Genomic DNA, 17,328 nt, shown 5'->3' on the forward strand with positions numbered 1-17,328 from the left:
GTCAGATCCTGGCGCACTGGCCCAGGCGAACCCCGGTGCCGGTGGTGTGCAGTCCGTTGTTCACCGGCGCCGGCTGGTTGCCGGAGCAGGTGAGCGGACCGTTCACTGTGTCGGCCGCCACGACGGTCGCCGTGCGGTTGTTCAGCAGCGTCACAGGGCCCTTGATGGTGGACCCCTCCAGCAGGACCGGGCCCGAGCCGGTCACCGTGACCGGGCCGTTGACCGTGGCGTGCAGCAGCGACACCGTGCCCGCGCCGGTCGCGGTGACCGCCGCGCGCAGGGTCGCCCCGGAGACATAGAGCGAGGCGCCCTTGGAGACCGTCACCAGGCCGGTCACGGTCGCCCCCTCCTTGATGCAGGTGACGCCCGACTTCACCGAGACCGCGCCGACCACCTTGTCGGCGATCGTGGTGGTGCAGGCCGGGGCCGGCTTGCCGAGCAGTTCGATCTCGGCCAGCGTGGTGCTCGCCTCGCCGGTGTTCGCCGTGACGTCCAGCTTGTAGTGCGCATAGCGGCCCGGCTTGGCGATCTTGTAAGGCTTCGTCTGCAGTCGCCAGTCGAACGTCTGGTTCGTGCGCTCGTCGATCGTCGTCCAGGTCGTGCCGTCGTAGGAGCCGGAGAGCTTCCACGCTTTCGGGTCGCCGGCCACCGCACCCGAGGTGAGGGTGTAGTAGTCGGCCTGCTCGCCGCCGCTCGCGAACTGGTAGTGCCACGACGACGCGGGCGCGCGGGTGTTGGAGGTGTCGTCGACCAGCGCCGGGTCGGACGCCGTGCCCTTGCCCGGGCCGGTCAGATCCCGCAGCGGGCTCGGCACCGCGTCACCGGTGGTGATCGACGGCGGTGCCGCGTCGGCACTCGTGCCCCAGGAGGACGGTTCCGGACCCATGGCGAAGTCCAGGACCGCGCCGCCGGCGAGCAGCGAGTGCGGCAGCGACGTCGACGTGTAGGCCTTCCCGTTGACCTTCAGCGACTGCACGTAGACGTTCTTCGCGCTGTTGCCCGGGGCGTTGATCACGATCTTCTTGCCGCCGGGCAGGTTGATCGTCGCCTTGGTGAAGAGCGGGGACCCGATCGCGTAGGCCGGGCTTCCCATCTGCAACGGGTAGAAGCCGAGCGAGCTGAAGACGTACCAGGCGCTCATCTCGCCGTTGTCCTCGTCGCCGGGGTAGCCCTGCCCGATCTCGCTGCCCAGGTAGAGCCGGGACAGCGCCTCGCGGACGATCTTCTGGGCCTTGGCCGGCTGACCCGCGTAGTCGTACATGTAGGGGATGTGGTGCGACGGCTGGTTGCTGAAGCCCCACTGACCCATCCGGACGTCGCGGGCCTCGAGCATCTCGTGGATCGTGCCGCCGTACGAGCCGGGGAAGCCGGCCGTCTCCGGCGTGGCGAAGAACGTGTCGAGCTTCTTCGCGAGCTTGTCCTTGCCGCCGTAGAGGTTGGCCAGGCCCTGACCGTCCTGCGGCACGTGGAACGCCATGTTCCAGCCGTCGGTCTCGGTGTAGTCGTAACCCCAGACCCGCGGGTCGTAGGCCGACGGCGGGTTGCGCCAGTTGCCGGCGGAGTCCTTGCCCTGGAAGAAGTCCACCGACGGGTCGAACATGTTCACGTAGTTCAGGGCCCGGTTGCGGAAGTACTCGGCCTGCTCGGCGTACTCCTCCGCTTTGGGTCCGCCCTTCTTCGCCAGCGCCGCGGCCATGTTGGCGATGCCGAAGTCGTTGATGTAGCCGTCCATGGCCCACGACATGGCCTCGCCGGTGACGTCGCTCGGGGTGTAGCCCTTGAAGATCGACGTCGCCAGGCCCTTGCGGCCCACGTTCTGGTTCGGCGGGGTCACGGTCGCGTTCTTCACCGCGGCCTGGTAGGCCGACTCGGCGTCGATGTCCGGTACGCCCTTCAGGTACGCGTCGGCGAACGCGACGTCGGAGCTGGTGCCCACCATCAGGTTGGCGTACCCGGGCGACGACCACCGGGAGATCCAGCCGCCGTCCTTGTACTGCTGGACGAAGCCGTTGACCATCTCACCGGCCGCGTCCGGGGTCAGCAGCGAGTACGCCGGCCACGTGGTGCGGTAGGTGTCCCAGAAGCCGTTGTTGACGTACACCTTGCCGTCCTTGACCGGCGCGCCGGTCTCCGTCGGCGAGCTGGGCGGGCTGGTGACGGCCGACTGGACGGTGTGCTTGTAGGCGGGGTTCTCTGCGGTGCCGGTGTTCTCGTAGGCCGAGTTGGGGTAGAGGAACAGCCGGTACATGTTGGAGTAGAGAGTGACGAGCTGGTCCTCGGACGCGCCCTCCACCTCGACCGTGCCCAGCTTGGCGTCCCAGGCGGCCTGCGCCTTGTCCCGGACCGACGCGAGGGTGGCGTCGCCGGGCAGCTCCAGGTCGAGGTTGTGCTTGGCCTGGTCGACGCTGATCAGCGACGTCGCCATGCGCAGCGTCACCGTCTTGTCCTGCGCGGTGTCGACCTTGACGTATCCGGTCGACGGGCGGTTGCCGGTGGGCAGCATGCCGCTCGCGCTGATCGGGGCGTCGATGGTGGCGTAGAGGAACATCCGGGTCCAGCCGGCGGAGAGCCCGCCGCTGTTGATGTCCGACCAGCCGGTGATCGTACGGGTGGCTGCGTCGATGGTCAGGCCCGACCGGCTGTCGACGTTGTCGAAGACGAGGTTCGAGCTGTCCCCGGTGAACGTGAAATGGAACAGCGCCGCGTGATCGGTGGGCGCGAGCTCCGTCTTGATGCCGTTGTCGAACGTGACGCCGTAGTAGTACGGCTTCGCGATCTCGTTCTCGTGCCCGAAGGCGAGCGCCCTGTTGGCGCGGTTGGCGTCGGGCGTGCCGGTGGCGGCGGAGGGCATGACCTGGAACGTCTGCCGGTCACCCATCCACGGACTGGGCTCGTGGCTCGTCGAGAACGCCTGCAGCGCCGGGCGGTTGGCCGCGTTGTTCTGCCGGTGGTATTCGTACAGCCACGACGTGGAGCCGGCGTTGGTCACCGGGGTCCAGAAGTTGAAGCCGTGCGGCACCGCGGTCGCCGGGTAGTTGTTGCCGCGGGAGAACTCGCTCGAGGACTGGGTGCCGCGCCGCGTCTCGGCGTAGTCGGAGAGGTGGGCCTTGGGTCGCGCGGGCGCCACCGGAGCGATGGTGATGTCGTCGAACCAGGCGCGGAAGCTCGTCGGGCCGCCCGGCTTGTCGTAGCCGACCAGGATCCGGTCGATGGTCTTGCCCTCGGCGACAGCGCCGATCCGCGCGGTCCGCTTGTTCCACTGCGCGGTGTAAAGCGTCTTCGATGCGCCCTGCGCTGCGGGGCTGACCACCACGCCGTGCTGGTCCACGGCCTTGAGATCCGACAGGTACGTGCCGTCGGTGAACGCCAGGTCCACCGCCGTGTACGTGGCCGGGTTGCTCAGGTCGTCGCGGTTGAACTCGGGCAGCACCAGGTACGACAGCTCGGTGTCCCCGGTGACCGCCACGTCGACGTCGAAGACTTTGTTGTACGAGTACCCGTGGCCCTCGGCGGTGTGCCGCCCGGCGATCTGGAACGCCTTGAGCCCGGTGTAGCCCACGCCCGCCTTGGCCGTGGGGGAGCTGGCCGGACCGTTGCCGACCCGGCTCTGCATGGGCCCGGCGGGCGGCGTGGTGACGTTGGCGTCGGCGAGCTCGAGGTCCGCGAGCTGGGTGAGGTTGCCCGACGGGTGGCCGCTGATGCTCAGGCGATAGATCGGGAACGACGCCGGGTGCGCCACCGTGTAGGTCTTCGTCTGGAACCGCTGATCGAACGTCTGCCCGGTCTGCGTGTCGACCGTGGTCCAGTCCGTGCCGTCGGCAGAACCCTCCAGCGTCCAGTCCCGCGGATCCCGCTCGGGGGCGTCGTTGGCGGAGGTGAGGGCGTACTTCACCACCGTGGCAGGGGCGTCGAGGGTGTAGCGGGCCCAGCTGGTCGGGGTGTCGACGAGCCACTTCGTGGCAGCGTCACCGTCGTTGAGGTTGGTCACCCCCTCGTTGGGATTCGGCTCGGCGTTCGCCGCGATCGCGGTGACGTGCTGGCGCAAGCTGCCCGGCATGCCGACGACCACGGTGCCGTCGACGCCGCTGGTGCGGTCGCCCTCCACCGAGTCGGTCCAGGCCGGCTGCGGGTCGTCGGCCTCGAAGGACGACCGGAACGAGGCGGCGGCCGCCGCTTGGGCCGCGCCGCCTGTGGCGACGGCCGCGGCCGCCGCTATCAGGCTCACGGATAACAGGGCGACACCCCATCGTGGCCGGTGCATGCCGTCTCCTTCGCAGGGTGGGGGAAGTGGGCTCGGAACATCCGCGACACATCGTCACGTGCAACTGCATCGATCCGCAAGGCTTCCCTGACATCGATGTCATTCGCCGCCTCTCCGCCGCGTCTCCGCCCCGCTCGGCCGCCCCCTTCCCCGAGGCGCAGCCCTACGAGGGCGTCCACCCCGACTTCGTGCCGCCCCGCTCCGCCCCGCTCCGCTGTGCCGCCGTCTGGCCGTGCCGTGCGCCGTCGTCCGCCGTCCCGCTTCGCCGCCTTCGGCCCGAGTTCGTCCATCGGCCCGCCGTCTCGCCGGCCATCAGGCCGCCGTGCGCCGTGCCGCGGGCCGCCGAGGCGGGGCCGGATCGCCCCCAGGATCGGGTGGCACGCGACACGGGCTGGGTCCGATGGTCGAGGGATTGCGACCTGCCGGTGCGGGTCAGCGCCCGACCAGGCCCTCCTCGTACGCGACGATCACCAGCTGGATCCGGTCCCGGACGCCGAGCTTCGCGATCGCCCGGGTGATGTGCGTCTTGGCCGTCAGCGGGCTGATCACCAGCGTCCGGGCGATGTCCTCGTTCGACAGGCCGGTGGCGACCAGCCGGACGATCTCCCGCTCCCGAGCGGTCAGCACGGCCAGGCGCTCCCCGCCGGCGGGTGCCGGCGCCGGGCGGTGCGCGAACCGGGTCACCACGCGCCGGGTGACGCTGGGGGAGAGCAGCGCCTCCCCGGCGGCGACGACGCGGACGGCGTGCCGCAGGCCTTCCGGCTCGACCTCCTTGGTGAGGAAGCCGCTCGCTCCGGCGGCCAGCGCGGCGAACACGTACTCGTCGGTCTCGAACGTGGTCAGGATGACCACCCGGCAATAGGATGACCACCCGGCAATGCGGCAGCTGCGGATCGGCCACGATCCGCCGGGTGGCCTCGATGCCGTCCAGCCCGGGCATGCGGATGTCCATCAGCACCACGTCCGGCCGCAGGGCGCGGGCCGTGCGGACCGCCTCGTCGCCGGTGGCCGCCTCCCCCGCCACCACGATGCCCTTGTCCCGCTTCAGCAGGCTGCGGAACCCGGCACGGACCAGGTGCTGGTCGTCGGCGAGCAGGACGGAGACGGTCACGGCCGGGCCGCCACCGGGATCGTCGCGCGGACCGCAAACCCGCCGCGCGCCTCGAGGCCGTCGGCCAGAGAGCCGTCGGTCAGGAGGCCGGCGGAGAGGGTGTCGGCGGAGAGGGGGCTGGCGGACGGGGTGTCGGCGGACAGCGGGCCGGTGGAGAGGGGGCTGGCGGACGGGGTGTCGGCGGACAAAGGGCTGGCGGAGAGAGGACCGGTGGAGAGAGGGCCGGCGGACAGGGTTCCCCCGAGCGCGGTCACCCGTTCCCGCATGCCCACGATGCCGTGCCCCTCCGTAGCCTCCCCGCCCCTGCCGTCATCCACGACCTCCACCACCACCTCACCCGCCCCGTACCTCAGCATCACGGCCACCTGCGTGGCCCCTGAATGGCGGACGGTGTTGGTCAACGCCTCCTGGACGACCCGGTGGACGGCCGTCGCCACCGGTGCCGGCACCGAGACCCGGTCGCCGTGTTCCGTGAGGCGGACGTCGATGCCGGCGGAGCGTACCCGTCCCACCAGGTCGTCAATGCGGTCCAAACCAGGCGCCGGCTCCCCGCCGTCGAAGCGCAGCACGTCCACCAGCGCCCGGAGGTCGGTCATCGCGCGTCCCCGTACGTCCTGGGCGAGGCGTACGGCGTCCCGCGCCTCGTCCGGCTCCTCGTCGAACGCGTCCAGCGCCACGTTGAGGTGCACGCCCACCACGGCGAGTGTGTGCGACACGACGTCGTGCAGGTCCCGGGCGATGTCGACGCGCTCCTCCGCGCGGCGCCGGCGGGCCTCGAGTTCCTGCTGTTCGAGTGACTGGCGCAGCCGTGCGGCGACCTCGTCCTGCCAGCGGCGGGTGCTGCGGTACGCGTGCGCCAGCCCCACCACCGCCGCCAGCCACAACGCTTCGCCGCCGACCCGGCCGATCGCGTGGTCGAATGTGGACGTCTCGACGAAGTAGTCCCAGATGAAGCCGTACCAGAGGACCAGCGTGCCGGTGACGACGGCCGTGCGCACCCGCCCGGCCAGTACGACCGCGACGAAGGCGGCGGTCGCCGGCCACACCCAGCCCGCCCCGATGAGGTCCGCGCCTCGCAGGGCGGGCGACCCAGCAGACCGAGACGATGAGCACCGTCACCGGCCACCGCCGGAGCAGCAGCGTCAGCAACGCCAGGGTCCAGGCCAGCGCCCCGGTCACCGCGGTGTCGACGTTCCCGCCGGTGAGGGCCAGGCCGGCCGGCACCCCGATCAGGGTGAGCCCGGCGGCAAGCCACAGCATGGATCCGCGCACGACGTTCACCTCCCACCCGTCGCGGCCCGCGCCGCGCCGCCGAGCCGCAGGGCGGCGAAGGTGAGCCAGCCCGCGGCCGTCCACAGCATGATGCGGGCGCCCGTCGAGGGGAGCGTCTCACAGGGGTCGATGCCGAGGCACGGACCGGTCAGCACGCCGAGCCGGGCGACGGTGAGCAGGGCGAGCAGGCCGAGCGCCGTGGCGGTGGCCAGGCGCAGCATCACGACAAGAGTTCGCATGCCTCGCAAGCTAGGCGCGGACAAGGCCGTTGCGCGTCGTCCCGCAGGCGTCTCTGCCGTCTGCTCTTTCCGGGTACGGGACTACGCCGATCGGTGTACGCCGGCGCCTAACCGAGGGCCGTGGCGACGGCGTCCACGAGCGGCGTGAGGCCGACCTCCGGCGGGACGTGGTCGGGGTTCACCTCGGTCAGCGTCATGCCGGCGAACTGGGGGCTGGCCACCAGTACCGACAGGGTCTCCACCAGTTCCTGGAGGGTCAGCCCCGCCGGCTCCGGCACGTCGGCGAACGGCGCTTGCGCGAACGCCAGCACGTCGACGTCGACGTGCACCACGAAGCTCGGCGCCAGGGCCTCCGCGGTGAACCGGGCCCGGGCCGCCGCCTTCGCCGGGCCGGTACGGACCTCGTTGCCCGGCACGTACGTCATGGGCAGGCGGTCCACCAGGATCCGCTGCGGGTCGCCCGGCGGCAGGTCGAAGCCGTACGCGACCACGCGCTGGGGTGGCAGCGAGGCGATCGACGCCACCAGCGGGTCGCAGCCCGGCAGCCCGACCAGGTGGGCCAGGACCATCGCGTCGAGGTTGCCGTGCGGGCGGGTGTCGGGGGTGTGGAGGTCCGGGCCGCCGGCGATGTAGATCAGGGCCGGGCTCCCGGTGGCCGCCACGAGGCCCAGCGTGACGGTGCAGTCGCCGCCGAGCACCAGCGGGACGCCCGGCGCCGCCGCGACGACCTTGGCCACGTCGGTCGCCACCCGGGCCACTGCGGCGGCGTTCTGCGCCGTGGGGCGTGACGGGTCGGGACGCCAGCGGAACCCCGGTACGTCGCCGAGATCGTGCACCAGCAGGCCGCGGTCGTCGAGCGCGGACAGCAGGCCCGCCGCGCGCAACGCCGCGGGGGCCCGCTCCACACCGGGCGTGTGCGCGCCGGCACTCGACGGCGCGCCGATCACACTCCACCGGGGAACCATGCGCCCATGCTGCCTGATGGGCCGCGGGAATCACACCGGCACGACGTCGGCGACCACGCAGGCCACGTTGTCGGGGGCGCCGGCGGCGTACGCCTCGTCGACCAGCCGGGTCACCGTCGCCTCCGGATCCGCTCCCGCACGCAGCGCCCCGGCTAGGTCGGGCACGGTGGTCCACACACCGTCCGTGCAGAGCAGGTACCGGTCGCCCGGCAGTGCCGTCCGCAGCGAGAGGTCCGCCTCGCCGCCGGCGCCCAGCGCCCGGACCAGGAGCGGCCGCTGGGGATGCGCCGGCAGGTCCGCGGCGGCGAGCTCGCCGGCATCGACCAGCTGCTGCACGTACGTGTGGTCGTCGGTGAGGCGGGACAGCTCGCCGCCCCGCAGCAGGTACGCCCGGCTGTCGCCGACGTGCGCCACACCGATCCGCGAACCCGACCACACCAGGGCGGTCAGGGTGGTGATCGGGCGCTCCTCGCCCGCGGAAGGCAGCGCCCGCACGGCTCGCTCCGCGTCACGGACACCACCTTCCAGCGCGCGAAGCAGATCGGTGCCGCCTTCCAGAGGGCGGAGCAGGTCGGTGCCGCCCGTCAGCCCGCGGAAGACCTCCACGGCCGCGGCCGCGGCGCGGTCACCGCCCGGCCCGGCGCCATCCGCGACGGCGAGCAGGGTGCTTCCGGCGTACGCGAAGTCCTGGTCTGTCTCGCGGACCTTGCCGATCGCGGACCGCGCGGCGAATCGCAAACCCAGGGCGGGTGCGTGCTCGGACATGGGTGTCCCCTTTCCGGTGAGGTAGTCGGTGAGGAATCCGGCGAGCCGGCCGCGGGCCTCGAGTTCCGCCTCGAGCTCCGCCATGTACGCCGTGACCGCCTTCGCCGCGGCCGCGCCGGACAGCTCGCAGGTCGAGCGGATGCGGTCCAGCGGCATGCCGAGGCGGCGCAGCCAGGCGACCAGGCGGGCCCGGCCGAGCTGGCCCGGGTCGTAGTAGCGGTAGCCCGAGTCGGCGTCAACGGCCGCCGGGCGCAGCAGCCCCAGCTCGTCGTAGAGCCGTAACGCCTTCGGCGACAACCGGGCGGCACGCGCGAAGGCGCCGATGGTCAACATGGTTACGTAGCTTGGGGCTTCACCCAGGGTGAAGGTCAAACGGTCGCCGCGGCGTGAGCCCGATCCGACATCGATGTCATACTTTTGTCCTTCACCTCTGCAGAACTCGGAGCACGATGTCCGCATCCCGGTCCGCCGACGCCGCTGTCGACGGGGCGAACCTGCGCCGTCCCACGTTGACCCAGGTCGCCGCGATGGCCGGCGTGAGCCTCAAGACCGCGTCGCGGGCGCTCAACGACGAGCCCAACGTCGCCGAGGCCACCGGCCGGCGTGTCCGCGAGGCGGCGGACGTGCTCGGCTACCGGCTCAACGGCATCGCGCGGGAGCTGCGCCGCGGTGCCACCTCGGCGCTCGTCGGCCTGATCAGCGGGGACCTGACCAACCCGTTCTACAGCGCCGTCGCCAGCGGCATCGAGCGTGAGTTGCGCCAGCACGGGCTCCAGCTGCTGACCGCCAACAACGACGAGGACGCCGAACTCGAACGGGCCCTGGTCGACGCGTTCCTGCAGCGGCGGGTCCGCGCCCTGCTCGTGGTGCCGAGCGGCGACCGCCACGAATACCTGGCGGCCGAGGCCAACCACGGGGTCCCGTTCGTCTTCCTGGACCGGCCGCCGGACGGCCCGGCGGCCGACGCCGTGCTCATCGACAACGCGGGCGGCGCCCGTGCCGCGGGCGCGCATCTGCTCGCCGGCGGCCACCGGCGCATCGCCCTCGTCACCGACCTGGCCCGGATGGCGCCGCAGCGCGACCGCTACGACGGGTTCGTCCAGGCGATGGCGGCGGGCGGGAACGACGAGTGGCGGCCGTACCTGCGGACCGACGTGCACGACGTGGGCCGGGCCGAAGAGACCGTGCGCGAGCTGCTCGCGCTCGACCCCGCCCCGACCGCGCTGTTCACCACGAACAACCGGCTCACGACCGGCGCGCTGCGGGCGCTGCGCGGGCGCCCCGGCGCCCCCGCCCTCATCGGCTTCGACGACTTCGACCTGGCCGACGTGATCGGCACGACGGTGGTCGCCCACGACCCGGTCGCCATGGGCCGGGAGGCCGCGCGGCTCGCGTACGAGCGGATCAGTGGTTTCGCCGGACCGGCGCGGACGGTGACGATCGGCACGACTCTGATCGCCCGCGGCAGCGGAGAGCGACCCCCGGCCGCCCCGGAGGAGTGACCGCTCGACGGGCGACGGCGCGCCGCCTCCCCTAGAGTGCTTCTCGTGACGCTGGAGATCGAGCGGTCGCCCCTGACCCGCGGGAACATGGTGCATCGGACCGCGCAGGAGGTCCGGGAGGACCGGCGGGCCGCGGCCCGGCGCGCCGAGGCCGCGCTGCACATCCTGCTCGTCACGCTGCTCTGGCTCGTGTCCGTGCCGTTCCTGCTCGGTTGGGGGCTCCTGGGCGCCGAGCCGCAGCCCGGCACGCTGTTCCTCGCCGCCCTGCTCGCGGTGGTGCTCCCGTTCGTCGGCGCGGTCATCGCCACCCGCAGCGCCCTGTATTTCACCGGTGGGTGTTACGCCGTGCTGACCCTGGTCATGGTGCTTCCCGCGATCAGCATGGTGCGGGCAGGATGAGGCCATGGCGGCGGAGAAGGAAGAACGCGACGGCGTACCCCTGACCAACCTCGACCAGGAGCTCTTTCCCGGCGCCGGCGCGACCAAGCGCGACCTGGTGGACTACCTCGACGCGGTCCGCGACCGGATCGTCCCGGTGCTGCGCGACCGGCCCCTGTCGGTGGTGCGCGTGCTGCGTGGCCAGGACAAGTTCATGCAGAAGAACCTGCCGAAGTACACGCCCGAGTGGGTGCCCCGCACCAAGGTCTGGGCCGAGGCGTCCCACCGCGAGGTCCTGTACGCCCTCTGCAACGACCGCAGAACCCTGCTGTGGTTCGCCAACCAGCGCGCGGTCGAATACCACCCGACGCTCATGACGACCACCGACCACGACCACCCGACCCACCTCATCATGGACCTCGACCCGCCGGAGGGCGGCGCCTTCACGCTGGCGGTGCAGGCCGCCCGGCTGGTCCGGCAGGCCCTCGCCGACGCCGGGATGGACGGCGCGGTGAAGACGAGCGGGTCCAAGGGCGTGCACGTCTTCGTTCCCCTCGACGGCACCGCCGCCACCTGGGACGTGGCCGCGGCGACCCGGGCGGTGGCGGCCCGCGCCGAACGGCTCGACCCGGCCCTGGCCACGACCGCGTTCATCCGTGAGGACCGCCACGGCAAGGTCTTCCTCGACGCCACCCGGTCCGGCGGGGCCAGCGTGGTGGCCGCGTACAGCCCGCGGGTACGGCCCGGGGTGCCGGTGTCCTTCCCGGTGGCGTGGGACGAGCTCGACGGGGTCACGCCCGCGGACTTCACCGTGCACACCGCGCCCGGCCTGCTCGGAGACGGGGACCCGTGGGCGTCGGCGATGCCCGCCCCGCAGAAGCTCGACGCCGGGCTGGTCGAGGAGGGGCACACGATCCCGGTCGCCCGGGTCGCGGCCATGCACGAGGGCAAGCGCCGGGCGCGGGCGCGGCGGACGGAAACGCCCGAGTCGCCCTGACAGCGGGATGCGCCACATTCGGCGCACTTGTCGACCGAACGGGGTACGCCAATCGGGCTATAGCTCCTGGTCGATGCCCTTGGCGAGAATCATGTTCATGACCGCCCCGGCAAACGACGCCCTCCTGATCACGCTCCTCGCCTCGTTCACCGCCTGTGCCGGGTACGCGGCGGGCCGCCTGCACCAGTGGTACCGGACCGGTCTGGACCGCGACGAGGCGTACCGGGACGGCTACGACACCGCCACCCGCAGCGTGTTCAGCATGGCGGCCCGGTTGATCGGGCCCCGCCGCGCGGTCCGCGGTACGGCGGCCGTCACGTCGGCCGTGATCACGACGACGCCGGTGGTGCCGGGCGGCGAGGTCGTGCCCGGCGGGGAGGTGGTGCCGGGTGGCGAGGTTGCGCCGGGTGGCGGGCGCCATCTCGTGCCGGACGAGCTGGTGCAGGGGCCCACGTATCGCCTCACGCCCGACCGCGTCGCCCGGGCCAAGGTCCGCGACATCGAGGCGGCCGACGAGAGTGAGCAGCAGACGACGAGGCTGCCCTCGGTGCCGCGCCCCCGCTCGTCCTGACGGAGTGAGTGTCATACCCCCGCGTTAGCGTCCCGGGCATGGTGACGGTCGAACAGGTGAGGGCGGTGGCGCTCCGGCTGCCCAGGACGACGGAGCATCTGATCCGGGACAGGGTGAAGTTCCGGGTGGGGAAGATCGTCTACGTGGCGTTCTCCCGGGACGAGACGGTGATGGGCTTCGGATTTCCCAAGGTGGAACGCCAGGGGCTGGTCGAGGCGCGGCCGGACGTCTTCCACCTGCCGGGCGAATCCGACATGCGGTTCCAGTGGGTGCAGGCCCGGATGTCGGCCCTCGACCCGGAGGAGATGGAGGAGCTCGTCACCGACGCGTGGCGCATGGTCGTCCCGAAACGCGTGGCGGCCGCATATGTGGCCGGCCTGCCCGACCGGCCCGCTGTGCTCAGGCCGGACTGATCAGGCGGTAGCCGTCCTTCGCCAGGTGCCGGCCCTGCTCCTCGTAGGCCTCCGGACGCTGCGGTGCGACCGTCGCGAGCCCGTCGACGTAGCGGTTGTACATGCAGAACGCGGCCGCGATCAGCACGGTGTCATGGATGGTGCGGTCGTCGGCGCCCTGCTTCCGCGCGGCCTCGACGTCGGCGGCCGTGACGGTGCGGCCGTCCACACGCACCTTGTCCGCGATGGCGAGCAGCGCTTGCATCTTCGGGTCGCTCTCGACGGTGGCCGGCGTCCGCCCCTCGTCCTCGAGGAGAAGGTGCGCGACCGCGGCGTGGCTTCCGGTGCAGAAAGTGCACTGGTTGCCCCGGGAGACGTGGGCGGCGATGGTCTCCCGCTCGCCCGGGGTCAGCGGGGACGGCGCCCGGAGCAGGGCCTCGGCCAGGTCGTTCAGGGGCCCGCCGGTGTGCGGGTAGCGAGCCAGCGGGCCGACGATGCCGGGCAGGTCGGGAAGCTCGATGTGCGGCATGGTCCTCATCGTCCTCGCGGCCGGGACGCCGGGCCACTCCGTCCGTGCGACGAGGCCGCCGGGCTATGCGGGTCGTCGTGGCGGGCCGGCCTCGATCCGGTGGCGGATCTCCCGCATGCGTTCCGGCGTGTGATGGGGCATCTCCCACCTGGTCTCCATCCACCAGGTGCAGCCCGCCTCCGCCCAGGGTTCGACGTGCTCCCACGCCGCGGCCGGGTCGCCGGCCGGCGTCTCACCCTCGGCGAGGATGTCCAGGCCGGATGGCGCGCCGCGCTCGGTCAACCACGCCCGCATCGCCCGCATCTCCTCGGGGCCGCCGCCGTGACCGGGGATGACGCCGTCGCACTTGAGCACCCGGCGCAGTGACTTCGGGCGGGGCCAGACCGCCACCACCCAGATCGGAATGCGCTCCTGCACCGGCCGGCCCACCTCGGCCAGGTCGTCGCGGTCCACCCGGTAGTCGTAGTGGGGCCCGTGGTGGCTCGTGCCGCCGGCCCACACCGTACGCATCAGGTCGATGGCGTCGTCCATCATCGCGGCGCGCTGCCGCAGATCGGTGACCTCCCCGGTCTCCGGCAGGTCGGTGGTCAGGGCGCCGACGCCGATGCCCAGCACGGCCCGGCCGCCGGAGAGCTGGTCGACGGTGGCCACCTGGCTCGCCACCTTCCAGGGCCGCCGCCACGGGAGCGGCGTCAGCATGGTGCCGAGCCGGATCCGCGTCGTCCGCGCGGCGACGGCGGCGAGGAGGCCCCAGGCGTCCACCCCGGACGCCGCCTCCCAGACGAAGACGCCGTCCCAGCCCGAGCGTTCCGCGAGGACGGCCTGGTCGAGCTGCTCCGGGGCCGTGCCGCCGGGAAGGATCACGCCGTAGCGCATGGGCGGGGCGCCGTTCGAAGGGGCCATGGTGGAACGTTAGCGGGGACGCCGTCCGAGCAGGGTGAGGATGCGGTCGAGCGGCCCGCTGCCCGGGTCCGGGAGGCCGGGTGCGAAGGCGGCACCGGGCGCGAGGCGGGCTTGACCGCCGGGCACTGCCTGCGCGATCGGGAGGGCCGCGGCGAGGAGGTCGTCGTCCAGCTCGTACGGCACGCCGATCGTGCGGGCGACGTCCCAGCCGTGCACCACGTAGTCGATGAAGTGGAAACCGATCGCCGTGTGCCCCGGTATCGGGCGCGGACCGATCTCGGGCAGGTCGAACGGGGCGTCGAGGCTGCCGGGTGCTGCGAAGGCGCTGATCACGGCCTCGGCGGCGGCCGCGTACACCGAGAGGTCGGGCGGCCCCGGCACCCAGATCTTCCGGTCGCGGCCGTTGCCCTCGGCCGCCGCCGCGAAGCCCCGGTGCTGGGCGGTCATGTGGGCGAGCAGCGCGCCGAGGTCCCATGCCGAGCACGGCGTGGGCAACGAAAGGTCGGCCGCCGAGACCTGAGCGACGACGGTCACGGTCGCCCGGACCGCGCGGGCGTCGAAGGGTCGCAGATCAATGGTACGCATGAGCTTACGATCTGCCTCCGCGTACGGTAAGTCAAGCGGTATCGTCCCCGCCGTGCCCGACCGCCCCGACCTCGCCGCGATGATGGTGCGGCTCTCGCGTGCCCTCGTGGCGGCCGAACGCCCGGTGCTGGAAGCGCACGGGGTGTCGATGTGGGGATACATCGTCCTGAGCGCGCTGGCGGAGGAGCCGATGCGTACCCAGGCGGCGCTGGCCCGGGCGATCGGCGCGGACAAGACGCGGATCATCGCGGACCTCGACGACCTCCAGGAGCGGGGCCTGATCGAGCGCGAACCTGACCCGGCGGACCGGCGCGTCCGGCTGCTGCGCCTGACCGCGGCGGGACGCGAGCTGCACGCCGCGGTCCGTGGGGCGATCCGCGCCGAGGAGGACCGCCTGATGAGCGACCTGCCGGCGGCGGACAGGCGGCTCTTCCTGCAGATCCTCCAGGCCCTGGACCCGGGCGCGCCCTGACGGTGGTCAGCGGGCGGCCAAGGCCTCCTGCAGGCCCCGGGCGGCGAGACGGTCGGCCCGCTCGTTCTCCGGGTGCCCGGCGTGGCCCTTCACCCAGTGCCACTGCACGTCGTGGCGGCGTACCGCGGCCTCGAGGCGCTGCCAGAGGTCCACGTTCTTGACCGGCTGCTTCGCCGAGGTCTGCCAGCCGTTCGCCTTCCACCGGGGCAGCCACTTCGTGATGCCGTCACGCACGTAGATGCTGTCGGTGTAGAGCAGGACGGAGAGGGGCGCGCGGGTCAGGCTTTCGAGGGCCCGGATCGGCGCCATGAGCTCCATCCGGTTGTTGGTGGTCGGGGTGGCCTCGCCGCCGCAGAGGTCCTTCTCGGCGGTGCCCCAGCGCAGCACGGCGCCCCAGCCGCCGGGTCCGGGGTTCGGCACGCAGGCGCCGTCCGTGAAGATCTCCACCGCGGTCACCGAGCCCGTCATGGCCAGCACCCTACCCAGGCGCCGCGGGGTGGCAGCGACGGCCCGGTCGCCTGCGTGACGATGCAGGCTCCGGGGGGAACCGGTCCGGGCCGACGGCCTGCCCCCGCGATCCCGGGGCGCTTGGGAGCGCTCCCAGAAGGGTGAGCGTAGCAGGACGCAGGTCACAGCGGCTCGGCCAGTACAGTTTCGGCATGGTCGAGGCCGCCGTCGAAGTGCAGGACGTCGTCGTCAGGTACGGCGCCGTCACCGCCGTCGACGGGGTGTCGCTGACCGTGCCGCGCGGCTCGATTCTGGCCCTGCTGGGCGACAACGGGGCGGGCAAGACCAGCCTGTTGCAGGTGTGTGAGGGGTTCCGCGGGCCGGACGGCGGCTCCGTCCGGGTGCTGGGGCTCGACCCGATCGCCGACCACGACGCGCTCATGCCCCGGCTGGGGATCATGCTCCAGTCCGGCGGCCTCTACCCGTGGGCCACGGCGGGGGAGATCCTGCGGCTGTTCGCCTCGTACGCGGCCCATCCGCTCGATGTGGACATGCTGCTCGACCGCCTCGGCCTGCGGAAGTTCGCCAAGACCACCTTCCGTCGCCTCTCCGGCGGGGAGCAGCAGCGGCTGTCCCTCGCGGTGGCGCTGGTGGGCCGGCCGGAGCTGGTGTTCCTCGACGAGCCCACCGCCGGCATGGACGTCGGCGCCCGGCAGACCACCTGGCAGCTCGTCGACAGCCTCCGCGCTGACGGCGTCACCGTGCTGCTCACCACCCACCTGCTCGACGAGGCGGAGAGCCTCGCCGATCACGTCGTCATCATGGACGGCGGCGTGGTGGCCGCCACCGGCACCCCGGCCGAGCTCACGGCCGCGGCCGGCATCGACCTCCTCCAGATACGAGCGGAGCCCGGCCTCGCCCTCACCGGCCTGGCCGCCCGCCTCGACGCGAAGGTCGCCGAGGAGTCGCCGGGCGAGTACACGGTGGCGGGCGCCCTCGGCACGGAGTCGATCGCGGCGGTGCTGGCCTGGTTCGCCGAGTCCGGCGTCCACGTCACCGCGGTCAACACGCGGCGCCGCACCCTGGAAGACGTCTACCTGGCCCTGACGGCGGGAGTCACCCGATGAGCACCGGCACCTTCGCCCCCGCCCCGGGCCGCGCCCCCATGCGGACCATCCTGCGCCGGCAGGTCCGGATGGAGCTGATCCTCACCGCCCGGCGCGGTGAGGCGGTCGTCCTGGCCATGGGCGTACCGCTGCTCGTCCTGCTCGGCGCGGGGCTGACGAAGGCGACCAACGTGCCCGGCGACGACCGCCTGGGCTACGTCGTCCCCGGCGTCCTCGCGCTGACCGTCATGTCCACCGCGTTCACGGGACAGGCCATCACCACCGGGTACGAGCGCAGCTACGGCGTGCTCAAGCGCCTCGGCGCCTCGCCGCTCACCCGGCCCGGCCTGCTCTTCTCCAAGACCGCGGCCGTCCTGTGCCTCGTCGCCGTCCAGGTGCTGGCGCTGGCGCTGGTCGGCGTCGCCGCGGGATGGCGCCCGGAGCTTTCCCAGGTCCTCCCGGCGATCGGCGTGACGGTCCTGGCCACCGCCGCGTACTGCGGGCTGGCCCTGCTCATCGCCAGCCTGCTGCGACCGGAGACGGTGACGGCCATGGCCACCCTGATCTACGTGCTGATGCTGGCGGCCGGTGGGATCATGTTCGCCGCGCCGGACCTCGGCACGGCGGGCTACTTCGTGCTTCCCCTGGCCGCGCACGCCGAAGCGCTGCGCGACACGCTGACCGGCGGCTCGGCCGTGCCCGGCGCCGTCTGGCTGAGCCTCACCCTCTGGGCCGCGGTCGCCCTCACCGCGGCCGCCCGCACGTTCCGCTGGGAGTAGGCGTCCACCGATCGGTGGACACCGGCTGACCCTCGCCCGGTCGTCCCGCCGGCA

General features: G+C 72.6%; 17 protein-coding genes and 1 pseudogene. 8 read left to right on the forward strand and 10 right to left on the reverse strand.

All coding sequences use genetic code 11. From position 1 onward, the window contains the following. Position 1: 1 nt before the first annotated feature. From AB0368_RS25560 to AB0368_RS25585, 6 genes and pseudogenes are all read right to left on the reverse strand, one after another. The gene (locus tag AB0368_RS25560) at positions 2 to 4,261 is read right to left on the reverse strand and encodes a GH92 family glycosyl hydrolase (RefSeq protein ID WP_366156484.1); all 4,260 of its coding nucleotides are present in this window, start codon (positions 4,259 to 4,261) and stop codon (positions 2 to 4) included. A gap of 432 nt (positions 4,262 to 4,693) precedes the next feature. After that, positions 4,694 to 5,372 (reverse strand): annotated as a pseudogene (locus tag AB0368_RS25565) (response regulator transcription factor). Beyond that, positions 5,369 to 6,418 carry a histidine kinase gene (locus AB0368_RS25570; RefSeq protein ID WP_366156485.1) on the reverse strand — a complete coding sequence of 350 codons (1,050 nt, stop codon included), beginning with the start codon at positions 6,416 to 6,418 and terminating at the stop codon, positions 5,369 to 5,371. The pseudogene AB0368_RS25565 and the gene AB0368_RS25570 overlap by 4 nt, the downstream one beginning before the upstream one ends. Before the next feature lie 231 nt (positions 6,419 to 6,649). Continuing rightward, positions 6,650 to 6,883: a hypothetical protein gene (locus AB0368_RS25575; RefSeq protein ID WP_366156486.1), complete on the reverse strand. Its 234-nt coding sequence runs from the start codon at positions 6,881 to 6,883 to the stop codon at positions 6,650 to 6,652. Between the two features lie 107 nt (positions 6,884 to 6,990). Next, on the reverse strand, positions 6,991 to 7,848 hold the full coding sequence (locus AB0368_RS25580) for an arginase family protein (RefSeq protein WP_366156487.1): 858 nt from the start codon (positions 7,846 to 7,848) through the stop codon (positions 6,991 to 6,993). Between the two features lie 30 nt (positions 7,849 to 7,878). Continuing rightward, positions 7,879 to 8,946, reverse strand: a complete 1,068-nt coding sequence (locus tag AB0368_RS25585; RefSeq protein WP_366156488.1) for a MerR family transcriptional regulator — start codon at positions 8,944 to 8,946, stop codon at positions 7,879 to 7,881. A 116-nt stretch (positions 8,947 to 9,062) separates the two neighbouring features. Here AB0368_RS25585 and AB0368_RS25590 point away from each other — a divergent pair, with 116 nt between their 5' ends. From AB0368_RS25590 to AB0368_RS25610, 5 genes are all read left to right on the forward strand, one after another. Continuing rightward, complete coding sequence (locus AB0368_RS25590) at positions 9,063 to 10,115, forward strand: LacI family DNA-binding transcriptional regulator (RefSeq protein WP_366156489.1); 1,053 nt, start codon at positions 9,063 to 9,065, stop codon at positions 10,113 to 10,115. A gap of 45 nt (positions 10,116 to 10,160) precedes the next feature. Continuing rightward, the gene (locus AB0368_RS25595) at positions 10,161 to 10,514 is read left to right on the forward strand and encodes a hypothetical protein (RefSeq protein WP_366156490.1); all 354 of its coding nucleotides are present in this window, start codon (positions 10,161 to 10,163) and stop codon (positions 10,512 to 10,514) included. 4 nt (positions 10,515 to 10,518) lie between these two features. Then, positions 10,519 to 11,490, forward strand: a complete 972-nt coding sequence (gene ligD / locus AB0368_RS25600) for a non-homologous end-joining DNA ligase (protein WP_366156491.1) — start codon at positions 10,519 to 10,521, stop codon at positions 11,488 to 11,490. Positions 11,491 to 11,587: 97 nt separating this feature from the next. After that, positions 11,588 to 12,061 carry a hypothetical protein gene (locus AB0368_RS25605; protein ID WP_366156492.1) on the forward strand — a complete coding sequence of 158 codons (474 nt, stop codon included), beginning with the start codon at positions 11,588 to 11,590 and terminating at the stop codon, positions 12,059 to 12,061. Between the two features lie 38 nt (positions 12,062 to 12,099). Further along, positions 12,100 to 12,474, forward strand: a complete 375-nt coding sequence (locus AB0368_RS25610; RefSeq protein WP_366156493.1) for an MmcQ/YjbR family DNA-binding protein — start codon at positions 12,100 to 12,102, stop codon at positions 12,472 to 12,474. Here the strand turns inward: AB0368_RS25610 and AB0368_RS25615 are convergent. The 3 genes from AB0368_RS25615 to AB0368_RS25625 form a co-directional block, all read right to left on the reverse strand. After that, positions 12,461 to 12,982, reverse strand: coding sequence for a carboxymuconolactone decarboxylase (locus AB0368_RS25615; RefSeq protein ID WP_366156494.1), 522 nt, complete (start codon positions 12,980 to 12,982; stop codon positions 12,461 to 12,463). The two genes, AB0368_RS25610 and AB0368_RS25615, sit on opposite strands and share 14 nt — an antisense overlap. Positions 12,983 to 13,045: 63 nt before the next feature. Then, the gene (locus tag AB0368_RS25620; protein WP_366156495.1) at positions 13,046 to 13,885 is read right to left on the reverse strand and encodes an LLM class flavin-dependent oxidoreductase; all 840 of its coding nucleotides are present in this window, start codon (positions 13,883 to 13,885) and stop codon (positions 13,046 to 13,048) included. A 9-nt stretch (positions 13,886 to 13,894) separates the two neighbouring features. Continuing rightward, on the reverse strand, positions 13,895 to 14,470 hold the full coding sequence (locus tag AB0368_RS25625) for a TIGR03086 family metal-binding protein (RefSeq protein ID WP_366156496.1): 576 nt from the start codon (positions 14,468 to 14,470) through the stop codon (positions 13,895 to 13,897). 52 nt (positions 14,471 to 14,522) lie between these two features. On the opposite strand from AB0368_RS25625, the gene AB0368_RS25630 reads away from it, so the two are divergent. Then, positions 14,523 to 14,942 (forward strand): MarR family transcriptional regulator, encoded by a 420-nt coding sequence (locus AB0368_RS25630; protein WP_366156497.1) that lies wholly within the window; start codon positions 14,523 to 14,525, stop codon positions 14,940 to 14,942. A gap of 6 nt (positions 14,943 to 14,948) precedes the next feature. Here the strand turns inward: AB0368_RS25630 and rnhA are convergent, their stop codons facing one another. Then, positions 14,949 to 15,410 (reverse strand): ribonuclease HI, encoded by a 462-nt coding sequence (gene rnhA, locus AB0368_RS25635; protein WP_366156498.1) that lies wholly within the window; start codon positions 15,408 to 15,410, stop codon positions 14,949 to 14,951. A 191-nt stretch (positions 15,411 to 15,601) separates the two neighbouring features. Between rnhA and AB0368_RS25640 the strand changes: the two genes are divergently transcribed. Then, complete coding sequence (locus AB0368_RS25640; protein ID WP_366156499.1) at positions 15,602 to 16,516, forward strand: ABC transporter ATP-binding protein; 915 nt, start codon at positions 15,602 to 15,604, stop codon at positions 16,514 to 16,516. Then, on the forward strand, positions 16,513 to 17,274 hold the full coding sequence (locus tag AB0368_RS25645) for an ABC transporter permease (protein WP_366156500.1): 762 nt from the start codon (positions 16,513 to 16,515) through the stop codon (positions 17,272 to 17,274). Before AB0368_RS25640 ends, AB0368_RS25645 begins: the two co-directional genes overlap by 4 nt. Positions 17,275 to 17,328 lie beyond the last annotated feature (54 nt).

Source organism: Actinoplanes sp. NPDC051475, from assembly GCF_040689425.1.
Taxonomy (GTDB): domain Bacteria; phylum Actinomycetota; class Actinomycetes; order Mycobacteriales; family Micromonosporaceae; genus Actinoplanes.